Genomic DNA, 24,521 nt, shown 5'->3' with positions numbered 1-24,521 from the left:
AAATTGTTGCCGTAAGAAACAGATCAATTTGTACGGTTGATAACGGCGGAAATAAAGGCGCTGGCCAACATATGGTGCGCGAAAATACGCTGCTCAAAGGGCGCTTTGCCCGGCGTTTTAATTCTTGCGGCGACCGCCGCGCCCTCGCTAACAAGCCAGGCGGCGAAGCTCTCATCAAAATAGTTATGAATTATTCCCTGTCTGCAACGGCAACCTTCGAGCGTGGCCTCGTCATGCAGAGGAAAACAGTCCGCCAGTTCGTCGCGAAGCGTCAGCGAGAAGGCGTCCGGCTCGCCGCCAGGCTCCCAGCTGTAAAGCCAGGCGCGGTCAGCCTCCAGCGCCTCGCCGCAGCAGAGCAGGCCGTCTCGCGCGGCCGCTTTTAACAGCGGCAGGCTCGCCTGCAACAGGTCCGCTTCCTGCGAGGCGGGCGGCTCGGCGCCGTAGCCCTGCGCCATATCATTGCCGTCAGCGGTAAGCCGCAGGCCGTTGCGCATGCCGCTGAAATTCACCAGCGGCAGAAAAGTCAGGCGAATTTTATCGAGCAGCAACGGCGAGTTGTGCTGAAGAAAATTAAGCAACCCCCAGCTTCCGGCCGGCTCGTCGCCGTGAAATCCGGCAGCGAGCAGCACGTGCGGCAGGTTTTTATTTGCCGCCACAGACTGCCAGAGCGAAATCATGCCATGCCCGGCGCTGCCCAGTTCCGTTTCCTGTAACCCCCAGCGCGCCGCCTGCACCTCAAACAGGTGCTCGAAGTGGTCGATATCGTTGCTGTAGCCGTTGATGGCAGGCAGGGGCCAGCGGTGGCCGGTTTCGGTAGTCATAGCGGGCGCTCCGGAAAAAGGCTCTGTTGCAAGCGTAGTCCAGGCGCGCGGTTTTTGTCTTAGCGGGGGGCGTTTCCCCCGCTTGTCAGGGCTTGCGGGCCACCAGTACGGCGCGCAGCGGGGCGGGGTAGCCTTCCACGGTTTTGCTGCTGTCCTGCGGATCGAGGAAATCCGCCAGCGATTCGCTGGTCATCCAGTCGGTGCGACGCTGTTCTTCACTGGTAGTCAGACAGTGGTCGGCGATGCGAACATCCACGAAACCGCATTTCTCCAGCCAGTTTTTCAGCGCCAGCGCGGAGGGAATGAAGTAGACGTTACGCATTTGCGCATAGCGCTCGCCCGGCACCAGCACAGTATTGGCGTCGCCATCCACCACCAGGGTTTCCAGCACCAGTTCGCCCTCTTTAACCAGTTGATCTTTAAGCTGCCAGAGGTGCTCAAGCGGTGAGCGGCGGTGGTAGAGCACGCCCATCGAAAAAACGGTGTCGAACGCGTTCAGCGCCGGCATTTGCTCAATGCCAAGCGGCAGCAGATGCGCGCGCTGGTCGTCGCCGAGCAGCTTGCGCACCGCTTCAAACTGGCACAGGAAGAGCTGGGTTGGGTCAATGCCCACCGCGAGCTTCGCGCCCGCGCCAATCATGCGCCAGAGGTGATAACCGCTGCCGCAGCCAACATCCAGAATAGTGCGCCCGGCAAGCGAGGAAATGTGCGGCAGTACCCGCTCCCACTTGAGATCGGAACGCCATTCGGTGTCGATATTCACGCCATACAGCGAGAAAGGCCCTTTGCGCCACGGCATCAGGGTGCGCAGCAGCTTTTCGATGCGCATTTGCTGCCCTGCGGCCCGCGGTTCGCGCATATCGGCGGTGACGCTATGCAGCAGGTCCAGCCGCTCTGGCGTTAAGTCGGGCAGGTTCTCCAGCGAATTCGCCCATTGCTTAAACTGACCGTGCAGCGATTCACGCTGCCAGGCGGCAATCTGCGCAGGCAGGGTTTCCAGCCACGGGCTAAGAGGGCTACAGGCAATCTGCTGATAAAAACGGCCAAAGTCGATCATGCCGGGCTCCCGCTTTTTACCGCCACCAGCGAGCCGAAGTTAAAGCACTGAAACCAGAGTTCGCTGTGTTCAAAACCAGCCTGATGCAGCCGCGCTTTGTGCGCTTCGACGGAGTCGGTCAGCATCACATTTTCCAGCATGCTGCGCTTCTGGCTTATCTCCAGTTCGCTGTAGCCGTTGGCGCGCTTGAAGTCGTGATGCATGTTGAACAGCAGTTCGCCCATCTCTTTATCTTCGAAGCTGAATTTTTCAGAGAGCACCAGCGCGCCGCCCGGGTTCAGCCCCTGGTAGATTTTCGTCAGGAGGGTAAGGCGGTCGTCGGGGTTGAGGAATTGCAGCGTAAAGTTCAACACCACCAGCGAGGCGTTCTCAATCGCGATGTTGCGAATATCATCCTCAACGACTTCAACCGGCGTTTGCGCCTTGAAGGCGTCGATATGACGGCGACAACGTTCAACCATCGCCTTTGAGTTATCCACGGCGATGATTTTGCAGCCGTCGTGGTGAATGTTCCGGCGTACGGAAAGCGTTGCCGCCCCAAGGGAACACCCGAGATCGTAGACCTGGCTTGCGGGCTGGACAAAGCGTTCCGCCAGCATGCCAATCATCGAGATAATATTGGAATAGCCTGGCACTGAACGCTGGATCATATCGGGAAAGACTTCAGCCACCCGCTCATCGAAAGTCCAGTCGCCCAGGCGGGCGATGGGAGCGGAGAACAGCGTGTCGCGGTTAGACATAGCGTTTTGAATCCGAGGAAAAACGAAAGGGGCGTATTTTGCGCTAATGAAGCGCGAAAACCAACTCCCACGGCATATACCAGAGATTCGCCAGCACCATTAGCACCAGCGCGCACCAGGTCGCGCTCATGCCGGACCGCCGCCAGCGTATCAGCCGGTTATGAAAACCGTAGTAATGCATCAGCCGTCCGAGGATCAGCAAAATGCCGCCAACGTGAACAAGCCAGGTTTCGGCGCCGTTCATCTCCATCAACAACAATAGCAGCAGGGCGACAGGAATGTACTCAACGGCGTTGCCGTGAACGCGGATAGCGATTTGCAGTTCGCTAAAGCCGCCATCGCCATACGCCACGCGATACTGCATGCGAAGGCGCACCACATCTATTGAAAACTTAAGCAGCAACAACGCACCCAGAACAGCATACAGCGCGCTTACCATAGCAACTCCCTTAAACACCCATCCGCAGGCCTGCCTATGATAGCGTGAGCCGGGCGGCTTGTCGCTCTGCTAAAAGAGCGTGTTTTGATGAGGGATGGCGGGTTCCGGGCCGAGCGAGGGGATAACGCGCTGCAACGCAGGCCAGAGCGTATGCACAATCTCCGGCGCCTGGGCGATGTCCGGCGTATGCAAAAAGAGATAAGGAGTGGTGGTTTGCTCCCAGCCGGGGAGCTTTTTCAGCCAGTCCTGAAAGAAGCTGACGTTTTGTTCCATTTCATCGCTGCCGATAAAGCGCACCAGCGGATTCTTCGCCGTGACCAGCGCATGCACCGGCACAATCGGCTTTTTGCGCTGGGCGTCGCGCACCGCTTCGCTGTGCGGCTTCGCGCTGTGCACCGGGCGGCTGTCAAGGATAACGCGATTCACCCCGCGCTGGTGCAGGCCGCGGTTAAGCGCTTGCTCCGCTTCGCCTTTAGCGAAAAATTCTTGATGGCGCACTTCAACACCATAGGTAAATTCTTTCGGCAGCGCATCGAGGAAGGCCCACAGCGCGGGCATGTCGCGCGGGCCGAAAGCGGCAGGCAACTGCAACCAGTACTGGCCGATGCGCCCGGCAAGCGGCGCCATGCGGCTGAAGAATTCCTGGGTTAACTCGTCGCAATGGCGCAGCGCCGCCTGGTGGGAAATCGTGGCCGGAAATTTAAAGCAAAAGCGAAAGGCGTCCGTAGTTTGCGCTTTCCAGCGCTCGACAATTTCCGCCTTCGGCAGCGCGTAAAGCGTCGTATTGCCTTCCACGCAGTTAAAGTGGCGGGCGTAATCTTCAAGTGAGGTGATGCCAAGGCGCACCCATCCCGGGTGCGACCATTGCGGCAGGCCGATATAAAGCATAAGCACGCGGCTTAAAGCGCCGCGATAATCTCCTCAGTGCTGCGCACGCGAGCGATGCGCGGGAAAATATGGGTCATGCTGCCCTGATGCTGTTCGGCGCTTGCGGCGCTGCACGCGTCTTCTGCAATCACCAGCGAGAAGCCAAGCTCCCAGGCGTTGCGGGCGGTAGACTCCACGCCGATATTGGTCGAAATGCCGCACAGCACGATGGTATCGATGCCGCGACGACGTAATTGTAGCTCCAGATCGGTGCCGTAGAAGGCGCCCCACTGGCGTTTGGTCACTTCAATATCGCTTTCGCGTTTGCCGAGCGCGACGGGATAGTGCCACCATTCATCAGGCAGGGCGTGCGCTGCGATGGCGGCGTCTACCGGCTGTTTCAGCGCCTCGCTGAAATCTTTCGACCAGCCTACGCGCACCATGACAACCGGCGACTGGCTTGCGCGGAATTTTTCCGCAAGGCGCGCCGCGCGGGAAACCACTTCATCGGCGGTATGCGGGCCGCCGGCGAACGGCAGAATGCCTTCCTGAAGATCGATAACCACCAGCGCGGTGGTAGCACTATTAAGTTTCAACATCGTGACTCCATAATTTTAGTAGCAGGCTCCGTACCTTACGCTCCAGAGCGCGGCATGCGGTTTACTATTTTTGTTAATTTTTGTGAGAATAAGCAACATCACGCGCGACAATCGCGCGGGCAGGCGGCGCCGGGCTTATCGCAGCCCGGAATTTCCAGTATAATGGCCGCCTTTTTTCATCAAGATAAATGCTGCGACACCAGAGCCTGCACGGCAGGTGACCAACGGCCTGCGGCAAACTTAAGGGATATCTCATGCGTACAGAATATTGCGGGCAGCTCAATAAGTCCCACGTGGGGCAACAGGTAACGCTGTGTGGTTGGGTAAATCGCCGTCGCGATCTCGGCAGCCTGATTTTCATCGACATGCGCGACCGTGAAGGCATTGTGCAGGTTTTCTTCGACCCGGATCGCGCCGAGGCGTTTAATCTGGCTTCCGAGCTGCGTAATGAGTTCTGCATTAAGATAACCGGCACCGTACGTGCGCGTGACGACAAAAACGTAAACCGCGATATGGCAACCGGCGAAGTGGAAGTGTTCGCCACCGAGCTGACTATTATTAACCGCGCCGAGCCGCTGCCGCTCGACTCCAACCAGGTCAACAGCGAAGAAGCGCGTCTGAAATACCGCTACCTCGACCTGCGTCGCCCGGAAATGGCCCAGCGCCTGAAGACCCGCGCCAAAATCACCAGCTTCGTGCGCCGCTTTATGGACGACAACGGCTTCCTCGACATCGAAACCCCGATGCTGACTAAAGCCACGCCGGAAGGTGCGCGCGACTATCTGGTGCCTTCGCGCGTGCATAAAGGCAAATTCTACGCGCTGCCGCAGTCCCCGCAGCTCTTCAAGCAGCTGCTGATGATGTCGGGCTTCGACCGCTACTATCAGATTGTGAAATGTTTTCGCGACGAAGACCTGCGCGCCGACCGCCAGCCGGAATTCACGCAGATAGATGTGGAAACTTCCTTCATGACCGCGCCGCAGGTGCGTGAAGTGATGGAAAACCTGATTCGCCAGCTGTGGCTGGAAGTAAAAGGCGTGGATCTGGGCCAGTTCCCGATCATGACTTTCGCCGAAGCGGAGCGCCGCTATGGTTCCGACAAACCGGACCTGCGCAACCCGATGGAGCTGGTGGACGTTGCCGACCTGCTTAAAGACGTTGAGTTTAAGGTTTTCTCCGGCCCGGCTAACGACGCCAAAGGCCGCGTTGCCGCGCTGCGCGTACCGGGCGGCGCGCAGCTCAGCCGTAAACAAATTGACGACTACGGCAAATTTATCGAAATCTACGGCGCTAAAGGCCTGGCTTATATTAAAGTCAACGAGCGCGCTAAAGGGCTTGAAGGCATTACCAGCCCGGTAGCTAAGTTCCTGAACGCGGAAATTGTAGAGGCTATTCTGGCTCGCACTGACGCGCAGGACGGCGACATGATCTTCTTCGGCGCCGACAACAAGAAAGTGGTGGCGGATGCCCTTGGCGCGCTGCGCCTCAAGCTCGGCAAGGATTTGAGCCTGACCGACGAAAGCAAATGGGCGCCGCTGTGGGTTATCGACTTCCCGATGTTTGAAGATGACGGCGAAGGCGGCCTGACCGCTATGCATCACCCGTTCACCTCGCCGAAAGACATGTCCGCCGCCGAGCTGAAAGCGGCGCCGGAAGAGGCGGTGGCCAACGCTTACGATATGGTGATTAATGGTTATGAAGTCGGCGGCGGCTCGGTGCGTATTCATAGCGGCGAAATGCAGCAGACCGTGTTCGGCATTCTCGGCATCAACGAGCAGGAGCAGCGCGAGAAGTTCGGCTTCCTGCTGGACGCGCTGAAGTTCGGTACGCCGCCGCATGCGGGCCTGGCGTTCGGTCTTGACCGTCTGACGATGCTGCTGACCGGCACTGACAACATTCGCGACGTTATCGCCTTCCCGAAAACAACGGCGGCGGCGTGCCTGATGACTGAAGCGCCAAGCTTCGCTAACCCGGCTTCCTTAACTGAACTGGGTATTCAGGTGGTCGCGAAAGAGAAGCCGCTGGAGAACAAGTAATATGCCATTCAAGCACCCTGTTTCGGTACTGGTCGTCATTTATGCCCAGGATACCGGACGGGTGCTGATGTTGCAGCGGCGCGACGACCCCGAGTTCTGGCAGTCGGTCACCGGCAGCCTGGAGGCGGGGGAGAGTCCGCGCGAAGCCGCGCAGCGTGAAGTAAAGGAAGAGGTCGATGTGGACGTTGCCCTGGAGCAACTTGAGCTAATCGACTGCCAGCGCTGCGTGGAGTTTGAAATCTTTCCTCATTTGCGTCATCGCTACGCGCCGGGAACGATGCGCAATACCGAATACTGGTTCTGTCTTGCGCTGCCGAACGAGAGGCCGATAAGCATCAGCGAACATCTGGCTTATCGGTGGGAGGAGGCGCAGGCCGCCGCCGCCCTGACCAAGTCGTGGAGCAACCGGCAGGCGATTGAAGAGTTTGTAATTGATGCCGCCTGATTAAGGCGCTTTTGGAGATTGTTATGGCAGGTCATAGTAAATGGGCCAACACGAAACACCGTAAAGCGGCACAGGATGCCAAGCGCGGTAAAATTTTCACTAAAATCATTCGCGAGCTGGTTACAGCGGCGCGTCTGGGCGGCGGCGACCCGGGCTCTAACCCGCGTCTGCGCGCGGCCATCGATAAAGCGCTGTCTAACAACATGACGCGCGACACCCTGAACCGCGCTATCGCGCGCGGCGTCGGCGGTGACGAAGACGCGAACATGGAAACCATCATTTATGAAGGCTACGGCCCGGGCGGCACCGCCGTGATGGTGGAGTGCCTCTCCGATAACCGTAACCGTACCGTGGCAGAAGTGCGTCACGCTTTCAGCAAGTGCGGCGGCAACCTCGGCACCGACGGTTCTGTTGCTTACCTGTTCAGCAAGAAAGGGGTTATCTCTTTCGAAGCGGGCGATGAAGACACCATTATGGAAGCGGCGCTGGAAGCGGGCGCGGAAGACGTGGTGACTTACGATGACGGCGCTATCGACGTTTACACCGCCTGGGAAGAGATGGGCGCAGTGCGTGACGCGCTGGAAGCAGCGGGTCTCAAAGCAGACAACGCTGAAGTTTCCATGATCCCTTCCACCAAAGCGGACATGGATGCGGAAACCGCGCCGAAACTGCTGCGTCTTATCGACATGCTGGAAGATTGCGACGACGTGCAGGAGGTCTACCACAACGGTGAGATCTCCGACGAAGTCGCGGCCACCCTGTGACGGTCGCCCGCTTAATGCTGGCGGGCGCTGGCCTGTTCCCTGAGCGCGGCCTGGCCGTACTCAGGGAGCGGCAGCAAAGCGCAACCTTGTCTCCCTCGCACGGCCGCAGCAAAGAGGCGTAATGTCCATTATTCTCGGTATTGACCCAGGGTCGCGCATCACCGGTTATGGCGTTATTCGCCAGACCGGGCGGCAACTCACCTACCTCGGCAGCGGTTGTATCCGCACGAACATTGCCGATCTTCCCTCGCGCCTGAAGCTGATTTACGCAGGCGTCAGTGAAATCATCACTCAGTTTCATCCGGACTACTTCGCTATTGAGCAGGTCTTTATGGCGAAAAACGCGGATTCCGCGCTGAAGCTTGGGCAGGCGCGCGGCGCGGCGATTGTCGCGGCGGTTAACCAGGATCTGCCGGTATTCGAATACGCGGCGCGTCAGGTAAAACAGACGGTGGTGGGAATAGGCAGTGCGGAAAAGAGCCAGGTGCAGCACATGGTGCGTACGCTGCTTAAGCTGCCCGCCAACCCGCAAGCGGATGCGGCGGATGCGCTGGCTATCGCCATTACGCACTGTCACGTTAGCCAGAACGCGGCCCAGATGAGCGAATCGCGGCTGAATCTGGCGCGAGGACGTCTGCGCTGAACCGGTAAAAAGCGCGTTGCCGCAGTAAAATCTGCTGTCTGCGTACGAGTGCGCGCTTTTTCACGGTTTGTTTTTTATCTGAGGCTGGATACCCATCCAGCCTTTTTTATATGATAGGCTCACTTTTTTCGCCGTTTAACGCAGGAGCGCATCGTGATAGGCCGACTCAGAGGCATCGTACTGGAAAAACAGCCCCCGCTGGTATTGCTGGAAGCGGGCGGCGTCGGTTATGAAGTGCATATGCCGATGACCTGCTTCTATGAACTGCCGGAAACCGGCAACGAAGCCGTGGTGTTCACCCATTTTGTGGTGCGCGAAGATGCGCAGCTGCTGTTTGGCTTTAACAATAAACAGGAACGTACGCTGTTTCGCGAGCTTATCAAAGTCAACGGCGTCGGGCCGAAGCTGGCGCTCGCTATTCTTTCCGGCATGTCGGCGCAGCAGTTCGTTAACGCCGTCGAACGCGAAGAGCCGGAAATGCTGGTTAAACTGCCGGGCATCGGCAAAAAAACCGCTGAACGACTGGTGGTAGAAATGAAGGACCGCTTCAAAGGTCTGCATGGCGATCTCTTTACGCCAGCGGCGGATCTGGTGCTGACGTCGCCTGCGGGCCCGCAGCCAGACGACGCCGAAGCAGAAGCGGTTGCCGCGCTGGTGGCGCTGGGCTATAAACCCCAGGAAGCCAGCCGTATGGTCAGTAAAATTGCCCGCCCGGACGCTGACAGCGAAACGCTGATCCGCGAAGCGCTGCGCGCGGCATTGTGAGGTAGAGGATGATTGAAGCAGATCGCCTGGTCGCGCCGGGCAGCAGTGTGGCGGAAGAGGTAGCGGACCGCGCTATCCGTCCCAAGCTACTGAGTGAGTATGTCGGCCAGCCCCAGGTGCGCTCGCAGATGGAGATTTTTATCCAGGCGGCGAAGCTGCGCGGCGACGCGCTGGATCATCTGCTGATTTTCGGCCCGCCGGGCCTGGGTAAAACCACGCTCGCCAATATTGTCGCCAACGAAATGGGCGTAAACCTGCGGACCACTTCCGGCCCGGTGCTGGAAAAAGCAGGCGATCTGGCGGCCATGCTCACCAACCTTGAGCCGCACGACGTATTGTTCATTGATGAAATCCATCGTCTTTCGCCGGTTGTTGAAGAGGTGCTCTATCCGGCGATGGAAGATTACCAGCTCGACATCATGATTGGCGAAGGACCGGCGGCGCGCTCGATTAAAATCGATCTCCCGCCCTTTACGCTCATCGGCGCCACAACGCGCGCCGGGTCGCTCACTTCGCCGCTGCGCGACCGTTTTGGCATCGTCCAGCGCCTTGAGTTTTATCAGGTGCCCGATTTGCAGCACATCGTCAGCCGCAGCGCCCGTTATATGGGGCTTGATATGAGCGAAGAAGGGGCGCTGGAAGTGGCGCGCCGCTCGCGTGGCACGCCGCGTATCGCCAACCGCCTGCTCAGGCGCGTGCGGGACTTCGCCGAAGTGCGTCACGACGGCGTAATTAGCCAGGATGTCGCGGCGCAGGCGCTGGATATGCTTAACGTGGATGCCGAAGGGTTCGACTACATGGACCGCAAGCTGCTGCTCGCGGTTATCGACAAATTCTTCGGCGGCCCGGTGGGGCTTGATAACCTTGCCGCGGCGATTGGCGAAGAGCGCGAGACGATTGAAGACGTGCTTGAGCCGTTCCTGATCCAGCAAGGCTTTTTACAGCGCACGCCGCGAGGCCGCATGGCGACGACGCGCGCCTGGTCTCACTTTGGCATTACGCCGCCCGCGATGCCGTAATCAACAAACAAAAAAGGCGCCCGATAAGGCGCCTTTCTTTTTTTTCGGCTCAGGCCGGCATGCGCTTTGTCATGGTGAGAATAAACAACAGCGCGGCGCAGAGAACCACTGACGGCCCCGCCGGCGTGTCGTAAAAAGCGGAGAACGTCAGCCCGCCTGTCACGGCCAGCATGCCGATAACGACCGCGAAACCGGCCATCTGCTCCGGCGTGCGGGCGAAGCGACGCGCCGTAGCGGCAGGAATAATCAGCAGCGAAGTAATAATCAGCGCGCCGACAAACTTCATCGCCACGCCGATTGTCAGCGCCGTTACCAGCATCAGCAGCAGTTTTACGCGCTGTAAGCGCACGCCATCCACAAACGCCAGGTCCGCGCTGATGGTCATGGCGAGCAGGCTGCGCCACTGCCAGCAAAGCACGCCTACCACAACCACGACGCCAAGCGCGATAGAGACCAGATCGGCGGGCGTGACCGCCAGCAGGTCGCCAAAGAGATACGCCATCAGATCCACGCGAATGTTGGACATCAGGCTGACCACCACCAGCCCGAGCGACAGGGCGCTGTGCGCCATGATGCCGAGCAGCGTATCAATCGCCAGATGCGGGCGTTTCTCAAGCCATACCAGCCCCAGCGCCAGCAGCAGCGTTACGGCAATAACCGCATAAAACGGATTGACATCAAGCAACAGGCCAAAGGCTACCCCCAGCAGCGAGGCGTGCGCCAGGGTATCGCCGAAATAAGACATTCTGCGCCAGACCACAAACGAGCCAAGCGGCCCGGCGGCGCAGGCAAGCAGCATCCCGGCAAGCCAGCCGGGAAAAAGAAGTTCAATCATGGCTGGCCATTTCCTCTGCGTAAAACAATCCGTCCCTGAAGATCGTGACGATGGTTATGTTGATGGCGATAAATACCAAGCTGCTCGGCGCCGCGCGGGCCGAACATAGCGATAAATTCCGGATGGGTAGAGACCACCTCCGGCGTGCCGGAGCAGCAAATATGGTGGTTGAGGCACAGCACGTCGTCTGTTTTCGCCATCACCAGATGCAGGTCATGCGAGACCATGAGCACCGCGCAGTCGAGCTCCTGGCGAAGTTTATCAATCAGATCGTAAAGCGCCACCTGACCGTTAACGTCCACCCCCTGGGTTGGCTCATCAAGCACCAGCAGCTGCGGCTTGTTGAGCAGGGCGCGGGCCAGCAGCACGCGCTGCGTTTCCCCGCCGGAGAGCTTTTGCATCGGCGCGTCAATTAAATGGCCCGCCTGAACACGCTTGAGCGCAGGCAGAATATCCGCTTTACGGGTGCCTGGACGCAGGCGCATAAAGCGGCTGACAGTCAGCGGCAGCGTGGCGTCCAGATGGAGTTTTTGCGGCACATAGCCAATGCGCAGATTTCTGTCGCGCTTGATAACCCCTTCGTCGGGTGCTACGAGGCCCAGCACGACGCGCACAAGCGTTGATTTGCCGGCGCCGTTAGGCCCAAGCAATGTGAGTATTCTTCCGGGGCGCAATGACAGCGAAACGTCAGACAGGACGCGGCGTTGGCCAAACGAGACGGAGATCTTTTCCAGTGAAACCAAATTAGTCATAGTCAATAAGGCGTTGCATAAGCGTTAGAATGTTATAATATCACACTTCTTTCATTCATCACGACGATAAGACGCATTATGTTACATAAAAATACGCTTCTTTTCGCTGCTGTTTCAGCAGCTTTATGGGCAGGGGCCACCGCCCCTTCACAGGCCGCCGTAGTCGCTTCGCTTAAGCCTTTGGGCTTCATTGCGGCCGCTATCGCTGACGGCGTCACTCCAACGGAAGTCTTACTGCCCGATGGCGCTTCTGAGCATGATTACTCATTGCGCCCATCCGATGTAAAACGTATGCAGAACGCGGACTTAGTGGTCTGGGTAGGGCCGGAAATGGAAGCGTTCATGCAAAAAACGGTCGGCACGCTGCCTGCGCAAAAACAGCTTGCCCTGGCCGGGCTTGAAAGCGTCAAGCCTGTGCTGATGAAAAGCAGTGAAGAGGACGAGCACGACCACGATGAGGGACATCATCATGGTGAAGAAAGTGACGGGCATCACCACCACGGCGACTATAACCTGCATATCTGGCTCTCGCCTGAAATAGCCAAATCCTCGGCGGTTGCAATCCATGAAAAATTAGTGGAACTTATGCCGCAAAGTAAAGCCCAACTGGACGCGAACCTGCAACGCTTCGAAGCGGAACTCGACCGCACCGACAAGCAGGTGTCCACCGTGCTGACGCCACTGAAAGGTAAAGGTTATTTCGTTTTTCACGACGCTTATGGCTACTTTGAAAAACACTACGGATTGACATCTCTGGGTCACTTTACCGTTAACCCCGAAATCCAGCCTGGCGCTCAGCGTTTACATGAAATCAGAACACAGTTGGTTGAGCAAAAAGCGACCTGCGTTTTTGCTGAGCCACAGTTCAGGCCAGCGGTCATCGAAGCCGTTGCCAGGGGGACGAAGGTTCGAATGGGAACTCTGGATCCACTGGGAACAGACATAAAGGTAGGGAAGGAGAGCTATATGCAGTTCCTGACCCAGCTATCGAACCAGTATGCGAGCTGCCTGAAAGGAGATTAACGAGGAAGTGAATTTGTGCAACAGATAGCCCGTTCTGTCGCTCTGGCATTTAACAATCTGCCCCGGCCTCATCGCGTCATGCTGGGGTCGCTTACCGTTCTTACTCTCGCGGTCGCCGTCTGGCGGCCGTATATCTACCACCCCGAATCTGCGCCCATCGTTAAGACCATCGAGCTTGAGAAAAATGAAGTGCGCTCTTTGCTGCCGGAGGCGAGCGAGCCGATAGACCAGGCTGCGCCGGAGGCGGAAGACGAAGCCATTCCTCAGGATGAGCTTGATGAAAAAACGGCGGGTGAAGCGGGCGTGCATGAATATGTCGTTTCTACCGGCGATACCCTGAGCAGCGTGCTTAACCAGTACGGCATCGATATGGGCGAAATCAGTCAGCTCGCCGCTGTCGACAAAGATTTGCGGAATCTGAAAATCGGTCAGCAGATCTCCTGGACGCTGACCCCGGAAGGCGAACTGCAACGCCTGACGTGGGAAATGTCGCGCCGCGAAACACGGACGTACGACCGCCAGGCAAACGGCGGCTTTAAAATGAGCAGCGAAATCGCGCAGGGCGACTGGGTGAACAGCGTAATGAAAGGCACCGTTGGCGGCAGCTTCGTTGCAAGCGCCAAAGACGCTGGCCTGAACAGCGCTGAAATCAGCGCGGTTATCAAAGCGATGCAGTGGCAGATGGATTTTCGCAAGCTCAAGAAAGGCGATGAGTTCTCTGTGCTGATGTCCCGTGAAATGCTGGATGGCAAACGAGAGCAAAGCCAACTGTTGGGCGTGCGCCTGCGCTCTGACGGTAAAGATTACTACGCGATCCGCGCTGAAGACGGCAAGTTCTACGACCGTAACGGCTCCGGCCTTGCAAAAGGCTTCCTGCGCTTCCCGACGTCGCGTCAGTTCCGCGTCTCTTCGAACTTTAACCCGCGTCGACTCAACCCGGTAACGGGCCGCGTGGCGCCGCATAAAGGGGTGGATTTCGCCATGCCGCAGGGTACGCCAGTGCTGGCGGTGGGCGATGGCGAAGTGGTGATGGCCAAACGTAGCGGCGCGGCAGGCTATTATGTCGCAATCCGTCACGGGCGTACTTACACCACCCGTTATATGCACCTGAAGAAACTGCTGGTGAAACCGGGCCAGAAAGTGAAACGCGGCGATCGTATCGCCCTTTCCGGCAATACCGGGCGCTCTACCGGCCCGCACCTGCACTACGAAATCTGGATAAACCAGCAGGCGGTAAACCCGCTGACGGCGAAGCTGCCGCGTACAGAAGGGTTGACCGGCTCCGATCGTCGCGACTATCTGGCGCAGGCGAACGAGGTTATCCCGCAGCTGCGATTTGATTAACGAATCCGCGGTTAACAAGCCGGCGCTCTTCGCGCCGGCTTTTTCTTTTGTCTGGCGGTCCGCCCGCCGCTAAACTATTTGCTTAATTTATATTGAACAGATGACGCCCCGAGAGCAGGCATGGAAACCAAAACAACGAACAACGAATACATCCCCAAATTTGATAAAGCCTTCTTGCATCCGCGCTACTGGGGCACATGGTTAGGCATCGGCGCTTTCGCCGCGCTGGCATTAACCCCGCCGGCGCTACGCGACCCGTTGCTGGGTAAAATCGGGCGTATTGGCGGCAGGTTTGGGAAAAGCGCCCGCCGCCGCGCGCGCATCAACCTGTTTTACTGCTTCCCTGAACTTTCGGAAGCGCAGCGTGAAAAGATTATCGACGATATGTTCGCTACCGCGCCGCAGGCGATGGTCTTTATGGCGGAACTGGCGCTGCGCGGGCCGGAAAAACTGCTTAAGCGGGTCGACTGGCATGGCGAAGAGATCCTGAGGGAGATGCTGGACAAAAAAGAGCGAGTCATCATGCTGGTGCCCCACGGCTGGGCGATAGATGTTCCCGCTATGCTGCTGGCCTCACGAGGCGTTCAGGTGGCCGGCATGTTCCATAATCAGGGCAATCCGGTATTTGATTATGTCTGGAACAAGGTTCGTCTGCGCTTCGGCGGCCGTTTGCATCCGCGTAACGATGGCATCAAACCCTTTATTAAATCCGTACGCGAAGGGTACTGGGGATACTATTTGCCGGATGAAGACCACGGGCCTGAACAGAGCGAGTTTGTGGATTTCTTCGCGACGTATAAGGCGACGCTGCCTGCGGTAGGCCGCCTGATGAACGTCTGTCGCGCGCGCGTTGTTCCGCTGTTTCCGGTTTATAACGGCAAAACTCACCGTCTGGACGTGCTGGTTCGCCCGCCAATGGACGACTTGCTGGATGCCGACGATGTAACCCTGGCGCGCCGGATGAATGAAGAGGTAGAGCATTTCATCGGTCCGCACCCGGAGCAATATACCTGGATCCTGAAGCTGCTTAAGACCCGCAAAGCGGGCGAAAAAGAGCCTTACAAACGTAAAGAGCTTTATCCGAAGTCATAAAAAAGCCGCTCATAGCGAGCGGCCTGAAAACAAAAAGGGGCGCTGGCCCCTTTTTTATTCCACGGTCAGAATGCGCGTGGTGTTGGTGGTGCCGATGGTGCCCATTACGTCGCCCTGGGTCACGATAACCAGATCGCCTGTTACCAGGTAGCCTTTATCGCGCAGCAGGTTTACCGCGTCCTGCGCAGCGACGACGCCGTCGTTGGGGCTGTCGAAATAGACTGGCGTCACGCCACGGTAAAGCGCCGTCAGGTTCAGGGTATGCTCGTGGCGGGAGAGCGCGAAAATCGGCAGGCCGGAGCTGATGCGCGAGGTCATCAGCGCGGTGCGGCCGGACTCGGTCATGGTGATGATAGCGGTCACCCCTTTCAGGTGGTTCGCCGCGTACATCGCAGACATGGCGAGCGCCTCTTCCACGTTGTCGAACTGCACATCCAGACGGTGTTTGGAAACGTTAATGCTCGGAATTTTTTCCGCGCCGAGACAAACACGCGCCATGGCCGCGACGGTTTCCGCCGGATACTGCCCTGCGGCGGTTTCAGCAGAGAGCATTACGGCGTCAGTGCCGTCCAGCACGGCGTTCGCCACGTCCATGACTTCCGCGCGGGTTGGCATCGGGTTGGTTATCATCGACTCCATCATCTGCGTTGCGGTAATGACGGCACGATTCAGCTTACGGGCGCGACGAATCAACGTTTTCTGGATGCCTACCAGCTCCGGGTCGCCGATTTCAACGCCCAGGTCGCCGCGCGCTACCATCACGACATCGGAAGCGAGAATGATGTCATCCATCGCCTCTTCCGTGCACACCGCTTCGGCGCGTTCCACTTTGGCGACGATTTTCGCGTTGCAGCCTGCATCCCGCGCCAGACGGCGGGCATAGTTCAGGTCTTCGCCGCAGCGCGGGAAAGAGACCGCCAGGTAATCCACATCAATGGCGGCAGCGGTAACGATATCCGCTTTATCTTTGTCGGTCAGGGCTTCAGCGGAAAGCCCGCCGCCCAGTTTGTTGATGCCTTTATTGTTGGAAAGCGGGCCGCCGACGGTCACTTCGGTGAAGACTTTCATGCCTTGCACTTCCAGCACCTTCAGCTGTACGCGCCCGTCGTCGAGCAGCAGAATATCGCCTGGCACCACATCCGCCGGCAGGCCTTTATAGTCGATACCAACTTTTTCTTTGTCGCCTTCGCCTTTGCCGAGGTTCGCATCAAGCAGAAATTTGTCGCCGATGTTGAGGAAAACTTTCCCTTCTTTAAAGGTGGATACACGGATCTTCGGCCCCTGCAAATCGCCGAGAATAGCGACGTGGCGGCCCAGTTTCGCCGCAATTTCGCGGACTTTATCAGCACGTAATTTATGATCTTCTGGCGTGCCGTGAGAGAAGTTCATGCGCACTACGTTGGCGCCCGCTGCGATAACTTTTTCCAGATTATTATCGCGGTCGGTTGCCGGGCCTAACGTGGTGACGATTTTGGTTCTGCGAAGCCTTCTGGACATGTCGTACTCCGTTGACTGAAACGTTTTGGTGTTGCTTGAATAAAACTCAGCGGATCGGATGCTCCCCTGGAGCAAGGACCTTAACTGAATAGATGAATGTGTGACAACTTTGTTATCAATTTGATTACTGTTGGCCTGGAATTAAAAGCTCTTTATCAAAACGCGATTCCTTTAGCGCTTCTTTGACTCGCTTCAAGTTATCCCGGAATTTTGCGCCGCGACGCAGGGTAAAACCCGTCGCCAGCACATCAATAACCGTTAGCTGGGCAAGCCGCGAGACCATCGGCATATAAATATCGGTATCTTCCGGCACATCCAGCAGCAGCGCGAGACTGGCTTCTCGCGCCAGTGGGCTACCCTGAGAGGTAAGGGCCAGCACCATAGCGTCATTTTCCCGGGCGAGGCGCGCCAGCTCCACCAGGCTTTTCGTGCGCCCGGTGTGGGAAATCAGCACAACGACATCGTCTGCGCTGCAATTCATACAGCTCATTCGCTGCAAAACGATGTCGTCGGAGTAAATGACCGGCACATTAAAGCGAAAAAATTTGTTCATGGCGTCGTGCGCCACGGCGGCTGAGGAGCCAAGCCCGAAGAAAGCGATTTTTTTCGCCTGGGTGAGCAAATCGACCGCGCGGTTTACGGCGTTCATGTCCAGCGACTGGCGCACATGATCGAGGCTCGCCATGGCCGATTCGAAAATCTTGCCGGTATACGCCTCCACGCTGTCATCTTCATCGACATTGCGATTAACATAAGGCGTGCCGTTGGCGAGACTCTGCGCCAGCTGGAGTTTGAAATCAGGAAAGCCCCGGGTTTCGAGGCTTCGGCAGAAACGGTTCACGGTAGGTTCACTGACATTCGCTACGCTTGCCAGACGGGCGATACTGGAGTGAATGGCCCGGGAGGGGGATTCCAGGATCACTTCGGCGACTTTGCGCTCAGATTTGCTTAAATTTTCCAGTTGAGACTGGATCTTTTCCAGCATGTTCATCGCTAATATGGACTCATGGAAAGGGCGAAGACGCCAGAAGCGTCATCGCGATGCGTTTAAGCCAGAATATACTCCCGTGAAGAAAGCAGGAGGTAACATCCGCCCAGGAATGTTGTTGTTTTTTTTCATAACTTGATCGCTGTCTGATTTTAACGGCAGGCGAAAAGCGTGAGAAATCATCAGTGAAGGGTAACGGTGGCCGATTATTTACCACTGTGTGCCTTCACTAATCGTTTCTTACGATGAGTGCTACGGTAAAGAGTTCCGTGAAAGCCGTAAAAGCAGTACAGTGCAATGTAAGAAAATTACAAATAAACCTGGCAGACCAGGTTATCCGAAACGAAGGAGAATGACATGGCGGTAACGCAAACAGCCCAGGCCTGTGACCTGGTCATTTTCGGCGCGAAAGGCGACCTCGCACGCCGGAAACTGCTGCCCTCCCTGTACCAGCTGGAAAAAGCCGGGCAAATCCATCCTGAAACCCGCATTCTTGGCGTCGGCCGCGCCGACTGGGATAAAGCAACCTATACCAGCGTAGTGCGCGAAGCGCTCGAAACCTTCATGAAAGAGAAAATCGATGAAGGTTTATGGGATAAGCTGAGCGGTCGTCTCGATTTCTGTAATCTGGATGTGAACGACACCAGCGCCTTTAGCCGTCTGGGTAAAATGCTCGACCAGAAAAACCGCGTCACCATTAACTATTTCGCCATGCCGCCAAGCACCTTCGGCGCTATCTGTAAAGGCCTTGGCGAAGCGAAGCTTAACGCCAAACCTGCGCGTGTGGTGATGGAAAAACCGCTCGGCACCTCTCTTGAAACGTCGCGCGAAATCAACGACCAGGTGGGCGAATATTTTGAAGAGTGCCAGGTTTACCGTATCGACCATTATCTGGGCAAAGAGACCGTTCTGAACCTGCTGGCGCTGCGTTTTGCTAACTCGCTCTTCGTCAATAACTGGGACAACCGCACTATCGATCACGTGGAAATCACCGTGGCGGAAGAGGTAGGCATTGAAGGCCGCTGGGGTTACTTCGACCAGGCGGGCCAGATGCGCGATATGATCCAAAACCACCTGCTGCAAATTCTCTGCATGATTGCGATGTCGCCGCCGTCCGACCTGACGGCCGACAGCATTCGCGATGAAAAAGTGAAAGTGCTGCGTTCGCTGCGCCGTATCGACCGCTCCAACGTGCGTGAAAAAACCGTACGCGGCCAGTACACCGCCGGTTTCGCGCAGGGCAAAAAAGTGCCGGGTTATCTGGAAGAAGAGGGCGCCAACAAAACCAGCAACACAGAAACTTTCGTTGCTATCCGTGTTGATATCGATAACTGGCGCTGGGCTGGCGTGCCTTTCTATCTGCGTACCGGCAAACGTCTGCCAGCCAAGTGTTCTGAAGTGGTGGTTTACTTCAAAACCCCGGAGCTTAACCTGTTTAAAGATTCCTGGCAGGATCTGCCGCAGAACAAGCTCACCATTCGTTTGCAGCCGGACGAAGGGGTGGATATCCAGGTGCTGAACAAAGTGCCGGGTCTTGATCACAAGCACAACCTGCAAACCACCAAGCTTGACCTGAGTTACTCCGAAACCTTCAACCAGACGCATCTCGCAGATGCCTATGAGCGCCTGCTGCTGGAAACCATGCGCGGCATTCAGGCGCTGTTTGTGCGCCGCGACGAAGTGGAAGAGGCGTGGAAATGGGTAGACTCCATTACCGAAGCCTGGGCTGCGGACAACGACGCGCCGAAGCCTTACCAGGCGGGCACATGGGGCCCGGTGGCATCTGTGGCGATGATTACGCGCGACGGACGTTCCTGGAACGAATTCGAGTAAGCCTGCCTGCGACCTCTGTTACTGACTTTACCGGTAACATGATCTGGCTCAGCAGAGTGTGAAATATTCTCTGATAAAGCCCTGACTGGATTCACCAGCAGGGCTTTTTTCATTACACTGGCCGCAGCGATTTTGCCCCTGTGGTCGCTCGCCTGATGACTTTTCCGTGCATTGCAGCTTCATTATCTCATCACGCCAGCGACAGCGAACCAAGAGGAAATTTTATGCACCCTGTGATGTTACGCGTAACAAAACGCATTGCTGAGCGCTCCCGCGACAGCCGCCAAGCCTACCTGGAAAGGATCACTAACGCCGCCAGCAACACGGTACACCGTTCGCAACTGGCCTGCGGCAACCTGGCGCACGGCTTCGCGGCCTGCCAGCCGGAAGACAAAGCCGCGCTAAAAAGCATGCTGCGTAACAACATCGCCATTATCACCTCCTATAACGATATGCTCTCGGCGCACCAGCCTTACGAAACCTACCCGGAACAAATCCGTAAAGCGTTGCACTCTGTGGGCGCGGTCGGGCAGGTGGCGGGCGGGGTGCCAGCAATGTGCGACGGCGTAACCCAGGGGCAGGATGGCATGGAGCTTTCTCTGCTGAGCCGCGAAGTGATCGCCATGTCCGCCGCAGTCGGCCTATCGCATAACATGTTCGACGGGACGTTATACCTCGGCGTGTGCGACAAAATCGTGCCGGGGCTGGTGATGGCCGCCCTGTCATTTGGCCATCTTCCGGCGGTATTTGTGCCTTCAGGCCCCATGTCGAGCGGGCTGCCGAACAAAGAAAAAGTACGTATTCGCCAGCTTTACGCAGAAGGAAAAGTAGACCGTATGGCGCTGCTGGAATCGGAAGCGGCTTCTTATCACGCGCCAGGCACCTGCACATTCTACGGCACCGCCAACACCAACCAGATGGTGATTGAGTTTATGGGCATGCAACTGCCGGGTTCCTCTTTCGTGCATCCCGACGCGCCGCTGCGTGAAGCCCTGACGGCCGCAGCCGCCCGCCAGGTGACTCGCCTGACCACCAACGGCAACGAAGGGTTGCCGCTCGGTAAAATGATTGACGAAAAAGTTGTGGTAAACGGCATCGTCGCGCTGCTGGCGACCGGCGGTTCGACTAACCACACTATGCACCTGGTGGCGATGGCGCGCGCCGCGGGCATTATCATCAACTGGGATGACTTTTCTGAGCTTTCAGACGTCGTGCCGCTGCTGGCGCGCCTTTATCCTAACGGCCCGGCGGATATTAACCACTTCCAGGCGGCGGGCGGCGTGCCGGTGCTGATGCGCGAACTGCTTAAAGGCGGCCTGCTGCACGAGGATGTGCATACCGTGGCGGGCTTTGGCCTGAGCCGCTATACCCTGGAGCCGTGGCTCAATAACGGCGAGCTGGACTGGCGCGACGGCGCCGCGGCAAGCCTCGACAGCGATATTATCGCGCCCATCGAAAAGCCGTTTTCTCACCATGGCGGCACGAAAGTATTGAGCGGCAATCTTGGACGCGCGGTGATGAAAACTTCCGCCGTACCGCAGGAAAACCAGATTGTGGAAGCGCCAGCTGTGGTATTTGAAAGCCAGCATGATGTGGTTCCCGCCTTTGAAGCCGGTTTGCTGGACCGTGACTGCGTCGTCGTCGTGCGTCATCAGGGGCCGAAAGCCAACGGCATGCCAGAATTACATAAACTTATGCCGCCACTTGGTGTATTATTGGACCGCCGTTTCAAAATCGCACTGGTGACAGATGGCCGCCTGTCGGGCGCTTCCGGCAAGGTGCCTTCCGCCATCCACGTGACGCCTGAAGCCTGGGATGGCGGGCTGCTGGCGAAAGTGCGCGACGGCGATCTGATCCGCGTGAACGGACAAACCGGCGAGCTAACGCTGCTGGTAGATGATGAAGAGCTGGCGCGCCGCGAGGCTTATCATCCCGATCTCAGCGCTCAGCGCGTGGGGACGGGCCGGGAGCTGTTTGGCGCGCTGCGTGAAAAATTGTCCGGCGCGGAGCAGGGGGCAACCTGCATCGCTTTTTAACACCGGGTGCGCGGCAGACCGCACCACACCGAATTTAATTAAATGGCGTGAGAGATCCACTGATGAAAAACTGGAAGACAAGTGCTGAACAGATCCTGAAGTCCGGTCCGGTTGTGCCGGTAATTGTGATCAACAAGCTGGAACATGCTGTGCCAATGGCGAAAGCGCTGGTAGCGGGCGGCGTGCGCGTGCTGGAAGTGACGCTGCGTACTGAATGCGCGCTGGAAGCTATTCGCGTTATCGCCAAAGAAGTGCCGGAAGCGATCATCGGCGCGGGCACCGTGCTCAATGCACAGCAGTTGAAAGAAGTGACAGACGCAGGCGCGCAGTTTGCCATCAGCCCTGGCCTCACCGAGCCGCTGCTTAAAGCCGCCACCGAAGGCACTATTCCGCTGATCCCGGGCATCAGCACGGTCTCTGAACTGATGCTGGGCATGGATTACGGCCTGAAAGAGTTTAAATTCTTCCCGGCGGAAGCCAACGGCGGCACCAAAGCGCTACAGGCTATCGCAGGCCCGTTCTCCCAGGTGCGTTTCTGCCCGACAGGCGGTATCTCTCCGGCTAACTACCGCGACTATCTGGCGCTGAAAAGCGTGCTGTGCATCGGCGGCTCCTGGCTGGTGCCAGCGGACGCGATGGAAGCGGGCGACTGGGATCGCATCACAAAACTGGCTCGTGAAGCGGTTGAAGGCGCAAAATAATTTTTAGCGCGCGGTTAAGAAAAAAGCCCCGTTTAACGGGGCTTTTTGTATGCCTTCACCTGGACTGCGGCGGCGGCCGCTTTGGCGCGGGCAATCGCCTCGTCGACGGTTTCGCCTGTGGCTAACGCCACGCCAAGACGGCGCGTGCCGTTAATTTCCGGTTTACCGAACAGGCGCAGCTGTAACCCTGCGCCCAGCGCCGCGTCGATATTGCCATACTGTACGTTGTCGCTTACCAGCTCAGGCAAAATCACCGCCGAGGCGCTCGGGCCATACTGGCGAATGCCGCCCACAGGCAGCCCGAGGAAGGCGCGCACATGCAGCGCGAACTCCGACAGATCCTGGGAAATCAACGTCACCATCCCCGTATCGTGGGGGCGAGGAGAGACCTCGCTGAAAATCACGTCATCGCCGCAAACGAACAGCTCAACGCCAAACAGGCCATGGCCGCCCAGCGCCAGCACCACTTCACGGGCAATATCCTGCGCGCGGCGTAGCGCGGTTTCGCTCATCTGCTGCGGCTGCCAGGACTCGCGGTAATCTCCCTCTTCCTGACGGTGGCCCACGGGCGCGCAGAAATGCACGCCATCAACGGCGCTCACCGTTAAGAGCGTAATCTCGAAATCAAACTTCACCACGCCCTCGACAATCACCCTTCCGGCGCCTGCGCGTCCGCCCTGTTGGGCATACTGCCAGGCCTTTTCAAGCTGTTCAGGCCCGCGAATGAAGCTCTGGCCTTTACCCGAAGAACTCATCACCGGCTTTACGATGCACGGGAAGCCAATTTCATCCACAGCAGCCTGAAAAGCGGTTTCGCTGTCGGCAAAACGGTAAGCTGAGGTGGGAAGCTTCAGCTCTTCGGCGGCGAGGCGGCGAATGCCTTCGCGATTCATGGTCAGTTTCGTGGCGCGGGCGCAGGGCACCACGCGCTGGCCTTGCTGCTCAAGCTCAATCAGCATATCGGTTGCGATGGCTTCGATTTCCGGCACGATGAAATCCGGCATCTCCTGCGCCACCAGCGCTTTAAGCGCAGCAGCATCAAGCATATTGATAACGTGGCTACGGTGAGCGACATGCATGGCAGGCGCATCGGCGTAACGATCTACGGCAATCACCTCAATGCCCAGCCGCTGGCATTCGATAGCCACTTCTTTGCCTAATTCGCCGGCACCCAGCAACATAACGCGCGTCGCAGCAGGACGCAGTGCGGTTCCTAATAAAGCCATAAGGGTTTTTCTCGCTATGCAGAAAGTTGGCCGGAGTATAAACGAAAACGATTGCGCGTGCAGTAGCGGCCGTTTGCATATCGAAGCTGGCAGGAGTATACTGTATATATACACAGTAATGAGGGTTCAAAAATGGCGGTAGAAATTAAATACGTCGTAATCCGTGAGGGTGTGGAAAAAATGTCATTTGCCAGTAAAAAGGAAGCCGACGCCTGGGACAAAATGCTCGATCTCGCAGAAGCCCTGGAAGGCTGGCTGCAACAGGCGCCGATAACCCTGGAAGAGGGGCAGACCGAGCAGCTCGCGCTGTGGATGGCGGAAAACAAAGACAGCCTGGGCACGATTGTGCGCACCGGCCGTCTGCCGCAGGAAAATAGCGAAGCTGCGGAAGCTGAAAGCGATGAAAACGGCGCAGTGGCGCTGAGCGCGGCGCGTAAGCGTACCAAAGCCGCCTGAAAACCCGCAAGGCATAGCGCGCTGCGGCGCGCTGGCCTGCTTCTGTTACACCCGGCCGTTCCTTTCTTTAGAACAGCCCTGTCTCGCCCCTGCATTTAATGCGGTTATTTCCTAAAGCTGCCTCCTTTCTCTTGCGCTCCGTTGGTTTTATACCAGGCTTTCTCTGTCCCTGTTATGGAGAGAATAACGATGAAAAAGAGGAACGTGATAGTCAGCGCCTTGCTGTTAAGCATCGGTTTTGCCGTTCATGCCGCCGACCCGCGCGATGTCCATTTTCCGAAATGTGAAGGCGCGAGCGCCGAAACCATCGCCGCAAGCGTGAAGCGTGATTATCTGCAAAACCGTATAGTGCGCTGGGCGGACGATCAAAAAACGCTGGGCCAGGCTGACCCTGTCGCCTGGATAAACAGCAAAGAAATCACCGGTAAAGAAGATAAGTGGAAAGTACCGCTGACGGTGCGCGGTAAAAATACCGACATCCACTATATCGTGACCGTGGATTGTAAAACCGGCAAAGCCCACTACCAGCTTTAACCGTGCGGC

At 57.4% G+C, this 24,521-nt stretch carries 25 protein-coding genes; 14 read left to right on the top strand and 11 right to left on the bottom strand.

Translation table 11 applies throughout. The annotated features are described in order from the left end of the window. Positions 1 to 23: 23 nt before the first annotated feature. From DW56_RS01545 to DW56_RS01520, 6 genes are all read right to left on the bottom strand, one after another. A complete protein-coding gene (locus tag DW56_RS01545; protein WP_024552381.1) occupies positions 24 to 821 on the bottom strand; it encodes a M14 family metallopeptidase in 798 nt (265 codons plus the stop codon). Between the two features lie 85 nt (positions 822 to 906). After that, the gene (cmoB, locus tag DW56_RS01540) at positions 907 to 1,878 is read right to left on the bottom strand and encodes a tRNA 5-methoxyuridine(34)/uridine 5-oxyacetic acid(34) synthase CmoB (protein WP_024552382.1); all 972 of its coding nucleotides are present in this window, start codon (positions 1,876 to 1,878) and stop codon (positions 907 to 909) included. Next, positions 1,875 to 2,618 carry a carboxy-S-adenosyl-L-methionine synthase CmoA gene (gene cmoA, locus DW56_RS01535; RefSeq protein ID WP_024552383.1) on the bottom strand — a complete coding sequence of 248 codons (744 nt, stop codon included), beginning with the start codon at positions 2,616 to 2,618 and terminating at the stop codon, positions 1,875 to 1,877. The genes cmoB and cmoA overlap by 4 nt, the downstream gene beginning before the upstream one ends. Positions 2,619 to 2,661: 43 nt before the next feature. After that, positions 2,662 to 3,057 (bottom strand): MAPEG family protein, encoded by a 396-nt coding sequence (locus DW56_RS01530; RefSeq protein ID WP_024552384.1) that lies wholly within the window; start codon positions 3,055 to 3,057, stop codon positions 2,662 to 2,664. A gap of 69 nt (positions 3,058 to 3,126) precedes the next feature. After that, the gene (locus DW56_RS01525) at positions 3,127 to 3,945 is read right to left on the bottom strand and encodes a DUF72 domain-containing protein (RefSeq protein ID WP_024552385.1); all 819 of its coding nucleotides are present in this window, start codon (positions 3,943 to 3,945) and stop codon (positions 3,127 to 3,129) included. A gap of 11 nt (positions 3,946 to 3,956) precedes the next feature. After that, positions 3,957 to 4,523, bottom strand: coding sequence for a hydrolase (locus DW56_RS01520; RefSeq protein WP_024552386.1), 567 nt, complete (start codon positions 4,521 to 4,523; stop codon positions 3,957 to 3,959). Positions 4,524 to 4,777: 254 nt separating this feature from the next. Here DW56_RS01520 and aspS point away from each other — a divergent pair, with 254 nt between their 5' ends. The 6 genes from aspS (at position 4,778) to ruvB (ending at position 10,195) form a co-directional block, all read left to right on the top strand. Next, positions 4,778 to 6,559 (top strand): aspartate--tRNA ligase, encoded by a 1,782-nt coding sequence (aspS, locus tag DW56_RS01515; protein ID WP_024552387.1) that lies wholly within the window; start codon positions 4,778 to 4,780, stop codon positions 6,557 to 6,559. Between the two features lies 1 nt (position 6,560). Continuing rightward, entirely contained in the window at positions 6,561 to 7,004 is a 444-nt protein-coding gene (gene nudB, locus DW56_RS01510) for a dihydroneopterin triphosphate diphosphatase (RefSeq protein ID WP_024552388.1), read from the top strand. A gap of 23 nt (positions 7,005 to 7,027) precedes the next feature. Further along, positions 7,028 to 7,768 (top strand): YebC/PmpR family DNA-binding transcriptional regulator, encoded by a 741-nt coding sequence (locus DW56_RS01505; protein ID WP_004384823.1) that lies wholly within the window; start codon positions 7,028 to 7,030, stop codon positions 7,766 to 7,768. A 121-nt stretch (positions 7,769 to 7,889) separates the two neighbouring features. Continuing rightward, complete coding sequence (gene ruvC, locus DW56_RS01500; RefSeq protein WP_024552389.1) at positions 7,890 to 8,411, top strand: crossover junction endodeoxyribonuclease RuvC; 522 nt, start codon at positions 7,890 to 7,892, stop codon at positions 8,409 to 8,411. A 153-nt stretch (positions 8,412 to 8,564) separates the two neighbouring features. Beyond that, positions 8,565 to 9,176, top strand: a complete 612-nt coding sequence (gene ruvA / locus DW56_RS01495) for a Holliday junction branch migration protein RuvA (protein WP_024552390.1) — start codon at positions 8,565 to 8,567, stop codon at positions 9,174 to 9,176. An 8-nt stretch (positions 9,177 to 9,184) separates the two neighbouring features. Next, a complete protein-coding gene (ruvB, locus tag DW56_RS01490; RefSeq protein ID WP_024552391.1) occupies positions 9,185 to 10,195 on the top strand; it encodes a Holliday junction branch migration DNA helicase RuvB in 1,011 nt (336 codons plus the stop codon). A 49-nt stretch (positions 10,196 to 10,244) separates the two neighbouring features. Here ruvB and znuB read toward each other — a convergent pair whose 3' ends face one another. After that, the gene (gene znuB, locus DW56_RS01485) at positions 10,245 to 11,030 is read right to left on the bottom strand and encodes a zinc ABC transporter permease subunit ZnuB (protein ID WP_024552392.1); all 786 of its coding nucleotides are present in this window, start codon (positions 11,028 to 11,030) and stop codon (positions 10,245 to 10,247) included. Further along, positions 11,027 to 11,782, bottom strand: a complete 756-nt coding sequence (gene znuC / locus DW56_RS01480) for a zinc ABC transporter ATP-binding protein ZnuC (RefSeq protein ID WP_024552393.1) — start codon at positions 11,780 to 11,782, stop codon at positions 11,027 to 11,029. Before znuC ends, znuB begins: the two co-directional genes overlap by 4 nt. Positions 11,783 to 11,860: 78 nt before the next feature. On the opposite strand from znuC, the gene znuA reads away from it, so the two are divergent. The 3 genes from znuA to lpxM all read left to right on the top strand — a co-directional run bounded on the left by znuA (position 11,861) and on the right by lpxM (position 15,241). Next, on the top strand, positions 11,861 to 12,805 hold the full coding sequence (znuA, locus tag DW56_RS01475; protein ID WP_024552394.1) for a zinc ABC transporter substrate-binding protein ZnuA: 945 nt from the start codon (positions 11,861 to 11,863) through the stop codon (positions 12,803 to 12,805). Between the two features lie 15 nt (positions 12,806 to 12,820). After that, positions 12,821 to 14,149: a murein DD-endopeptidase MepM gene (mepM, locus tag DW56_RS01470; RefSeq protein ID WP_024552395.1), complete on the top strand. Its 1,329-nt coding sequence runs from the start codon at positions 12,821 to 12,823 to the stop codon at positions 14,147 to 14,149. 120 nt (positions 14,150 to 14,269) lie between these two features. Beyond that, on the top strand, positions 14,270 to 15,241 hold the full coding sequence (gene lpxM, locus DW56_RS01465; protein ID WP_024552396.1) for a lauroyl-Kdo(2)-lipid IV(A) myristoyltransferase: 972 nt from the start codon (positions 14,270 to 14,272) through the stop codon (positions 15,239 to 15,241). 54 nt (positions 15,242 to 15,295) lie between these two features. On the opposite strand, the gene pyk is transcribed toward lpxM, so the two are convergent. Further along, positions 15,296 to 16,738 (bottom strand): pyruvate kinase, encoded by a 1,443-nt coding sequence (gene pyk / locus DW56_RS01460; protein WP_024552397.1) that lies wholly within the window; start codon positions 16,736 to 16,738, stop codon positions 15,296 to 15,298. 124 nt (positions 16,739 to 16,862) lie between these two features. After that, complete coding sequence (locus DW56_RS01455; RefSeq protein WP_024552398.1) at positions 16,863 to 17,729, bottom strand: MurR/RpiR family transcriptional regulator; 867 nt, start codon at positions 17,727 to 17,729, stop codon at positions 16,863 to 16,865. 354 nt (positions 17,730 to 18,083) lie between these two features. On the opposite strand from DW56_RS01455, the gene zwf reads away from it, so the two are divergent. The 3 genes from zwf (at position 18,084) to DW56_RS01440 (ending at position 22,296) form a co-directional block, all read left to right on the top strand. Further along, on the top strand, positions 18,084 to 19,559 hold the full coding sequence (gene zwf / locus DW56_RS01450) for a glucose-6-phosphate dehydrogenase (protein ID WP_024552399.1): 1,476 nt from the start codon (positions 18,084 to 18,086) through the stop codon (positions 19,557 to 19,559). A gap of 224 nt (positions 19,560 to 19,783) precedes the next feature. Beyond that, positions 19,784 to 21,595: a phosphogluconate dehydratase gene (gene edd / locus DW56_RS01445; protein ID WP_024552400.1), complete on the top strand. Its 1,812-nt coding sequence runs from the start codon at positions 19,784 to 19,786 to the stop codon at positions 21,593 to 21,595. Positions 21,596 to 21,657: 62 nt separating this feature from the next. Continuing rightward, positions 21,658 to 22,296: a bifunctional 4-hydroxy-2-oxoglutarate aldolase/2-dehydro-3-deoxy-phosphogluconate aldolase gene (locus DW56_RS01440; protein WP_024552401.1), complete on the top strand. Its 639-nt coding sequence runs from the start codon at positions 21,658 to 21,660 to the stop codon at positions 22,294 to 22,296. Positions 22,297 to 22,328: 32 nt separating this feature from the next. On the opposite strand, the gene purT is transcribed toward DW56_RS01440, so the two are convergent. Next, positions 22,329 to 23,522 (bottom strand): formate-dependent phosphoribosylglycinamide formyltransferase, encoded by a 1,194-nt coding sequence (purT, locus tag DW56_RS01435; protein WP_024552402.1) that lies wholly within the window; start codon positions 23,520 to 23,522, stop codon positions 22,329 to 22,331. 132 nt (positions 23,523 to 23,654) lie between these two features. Here purT and DW56_RS01430 point away from each other — a divergent pair, with 132 nt between their 5' ends. After that, positions 23,655 to 23,978 carry a YebG family protein gene (locus tag DW56_RS01430; protein WP_024552403.1) on the top strand — a complete coding sequence of 108 codons (324 nt, stop codon included), beginning with the start codon at positions 23,655 to 23,657 and terminating at the stop codon, positions 23,976 to 23,978. Positions 23,979 to 24,167: 189 nt separating this feature from the next. Further along, positions 24,168 to 24,512, top strand: coding sequence for a protein YebF (gene yebF, locus DW56_RS01425; RefSeq protein WP_024552404.1), 345 nt, complete (start codon positions 24,168 to 24,170; stop codon positions 24,510 to 24,512). The last annotated feature ends 9 nt before the right edge of the window (positions 24,513 to 24,521 follow it).

This window comes from Franconibacter helveticus LMG 23732, assembly GCF_000463115.2.
Lineage (GTDB): Bacteria > Pseudomonadota > Gammaproteobacteria > Enterobacterales > Enterobacteriaceae > Franconibacter > Franconibacter helveticus.
Note: the sequence above shows the minus strand (reverse complement) of the source record. Positions and strands in the feature narration are given on the sequence as shown.

Bases quoted from the DNA above. Each gene is read 5' to 3' on its own strand.
- znuA (WP_024552394.1), top strand. From the start codon at position 11,861: ATGTTACATAAAAATACGCTTCTTTTCGCTGCTGTTTCAGCAGCTTTA.
- DW56_RS01545 (WP_024552381.1), bottom strand. From the start codon at position 821: ATGACTACCGAAACCGGCCACCGCTGGCCCCTGCCTGCCATCAACGGC.
- znuC (WP_024552393.1), bottom strand. From the start codon at position 11,782: ATGACTAATTTGGTTTCACTGGAAAAGATCTCCGTCTCGTTTGGCCAA.
- lpxM (WP_024552396.1), top strand. From the start codon at position 14,270: ATGGAAACCAAAACAACGAACAACGAATACATCCCCAAATTTGATAAA.
- cmoB (WP_024552382.1), bottom strand. From the start codon at position 1,878: ATGATCGACTTTGGCCGTTTTTATCAGCAGATTGCCTGTAGCCCTCTT.
- yebF (WP_024552404.1), top strand. From the start codon at position 24,168: ATGAAAAAGAGGAACGTGATAGTCAGCGCCTTGCTGTTAAGCATCGGT.
- cmoA (WP_024552383.1), bottom strand. From the start codon at position 2,618: ATGTCTAACCGCGACACGCTGTTCTCCGCTCCCATCGCCCGCCTGGGC.
- DW56_RS01440 (WP_024552401.1), top strand. From the start codon at position 21,658: ATGAAAAACTGGAAGACAAGTGCTGAACAGATCCTGAAGTCCGGTCCG.
- purT (WP_024552402.1), bottom strand. From the start codon at position 23,522: ATGGCTTTATTAGGAACCGCACTGCGTCCTGCTGCGACGCGCGTTATG.
- DW56_RS01530 (WP_024552384.1), bottom strand. From the start codon at position 3,057: ATGGTAAGCGCGCTGTATGCTGTTCTGGGTGCGTTGTTGCTGCTTAAG.
- DW56_RS01455 (WP_024552398.1), bottom strand. From the start codon at position 17,729: ATGAACATGCTGGAAAAGATCCAGTCTCAACTGGAAAATTTAAGCAAA.
- DW56_RS01525 (WP_024552385.1), bottom strand. From the start codon at position 3,945: ATGCTTTATATCGGCCTGCCGCAATGGTCGCACCCGGGATGGGTGCGC.
- znuB (WP_024552392.1), bottom strand. From the start codon at position 11,030: ATGATTGAACTTCTTTTTCCCGGCTGGCTTGCCGGGATGCTGCTTGCC.
- aspS (WP_024552387.1), top strand. From the start codon at position 4,778: ATGCGTACAGAATATTGCGGGCAGCTCAATAAGTCCCACGTGGGGCAA.
- nudB (WP_024552388.1), top strand. From the start codon at position 6,561: ATGCCATTCAAGCACCCTGTTTCGGTACTGGTCGTCATTTATGCCCAG.
- zwf (WP_024552399.1), top strand. From the start codon at position 18,084: ATGGCGGTAACGCAAACAGCCCAGGCCTGTGACCTGGTCATTTTCGGC.
- ruvC (WP_024552389.1), top strand. From the start codon at position 7,890: ATGTCCATTATTCTCGGTATTGACCCAGGGTCGCGCATCACCGGTTAT.
- ruvB (WP_024552391.1), top strand. From the start codon at position 9,185: ATGATTGAAGCAGATCGCCTGGTCGCGCCGGGCAGCAGTGTGGCGGAA.
- DW56_RS01505 (WP_004384823.1), top strand. From the start codon at position 7,028: ATGGCAGGTCATAGTAAATGGGCCAACACGAAACACCGTAAAGCGGCA.
- pyk (WP_024552397.1), bottom strand. From the start codon at position 16,738: ATGTCCAGAAGGCTTCGCAGAACCAAAATCGTCACCACGTTAGGCCCG.
- DW56_RS01520 (WP_024552386.1), bottom strand. From the start codon at position 4,523: ATGTTGAAACTTAATAGTGCTACCACCGCGCTGGTGGTTATCGATCTT.
- edd (WP_024552400.1), top strand. From the start codon at position 19,784: ATGCACCCTGTGATGTTACGCGTAACAAAACGCATTGCTGAGCGCTCC.
- DW56_RS01430 (WP_024552403.1), top strand. From the start codon at position 23,655: ATGGCGGTAGAAATTAAATACGTCGTAATCCGTGAGGGTGTGGAAAAA.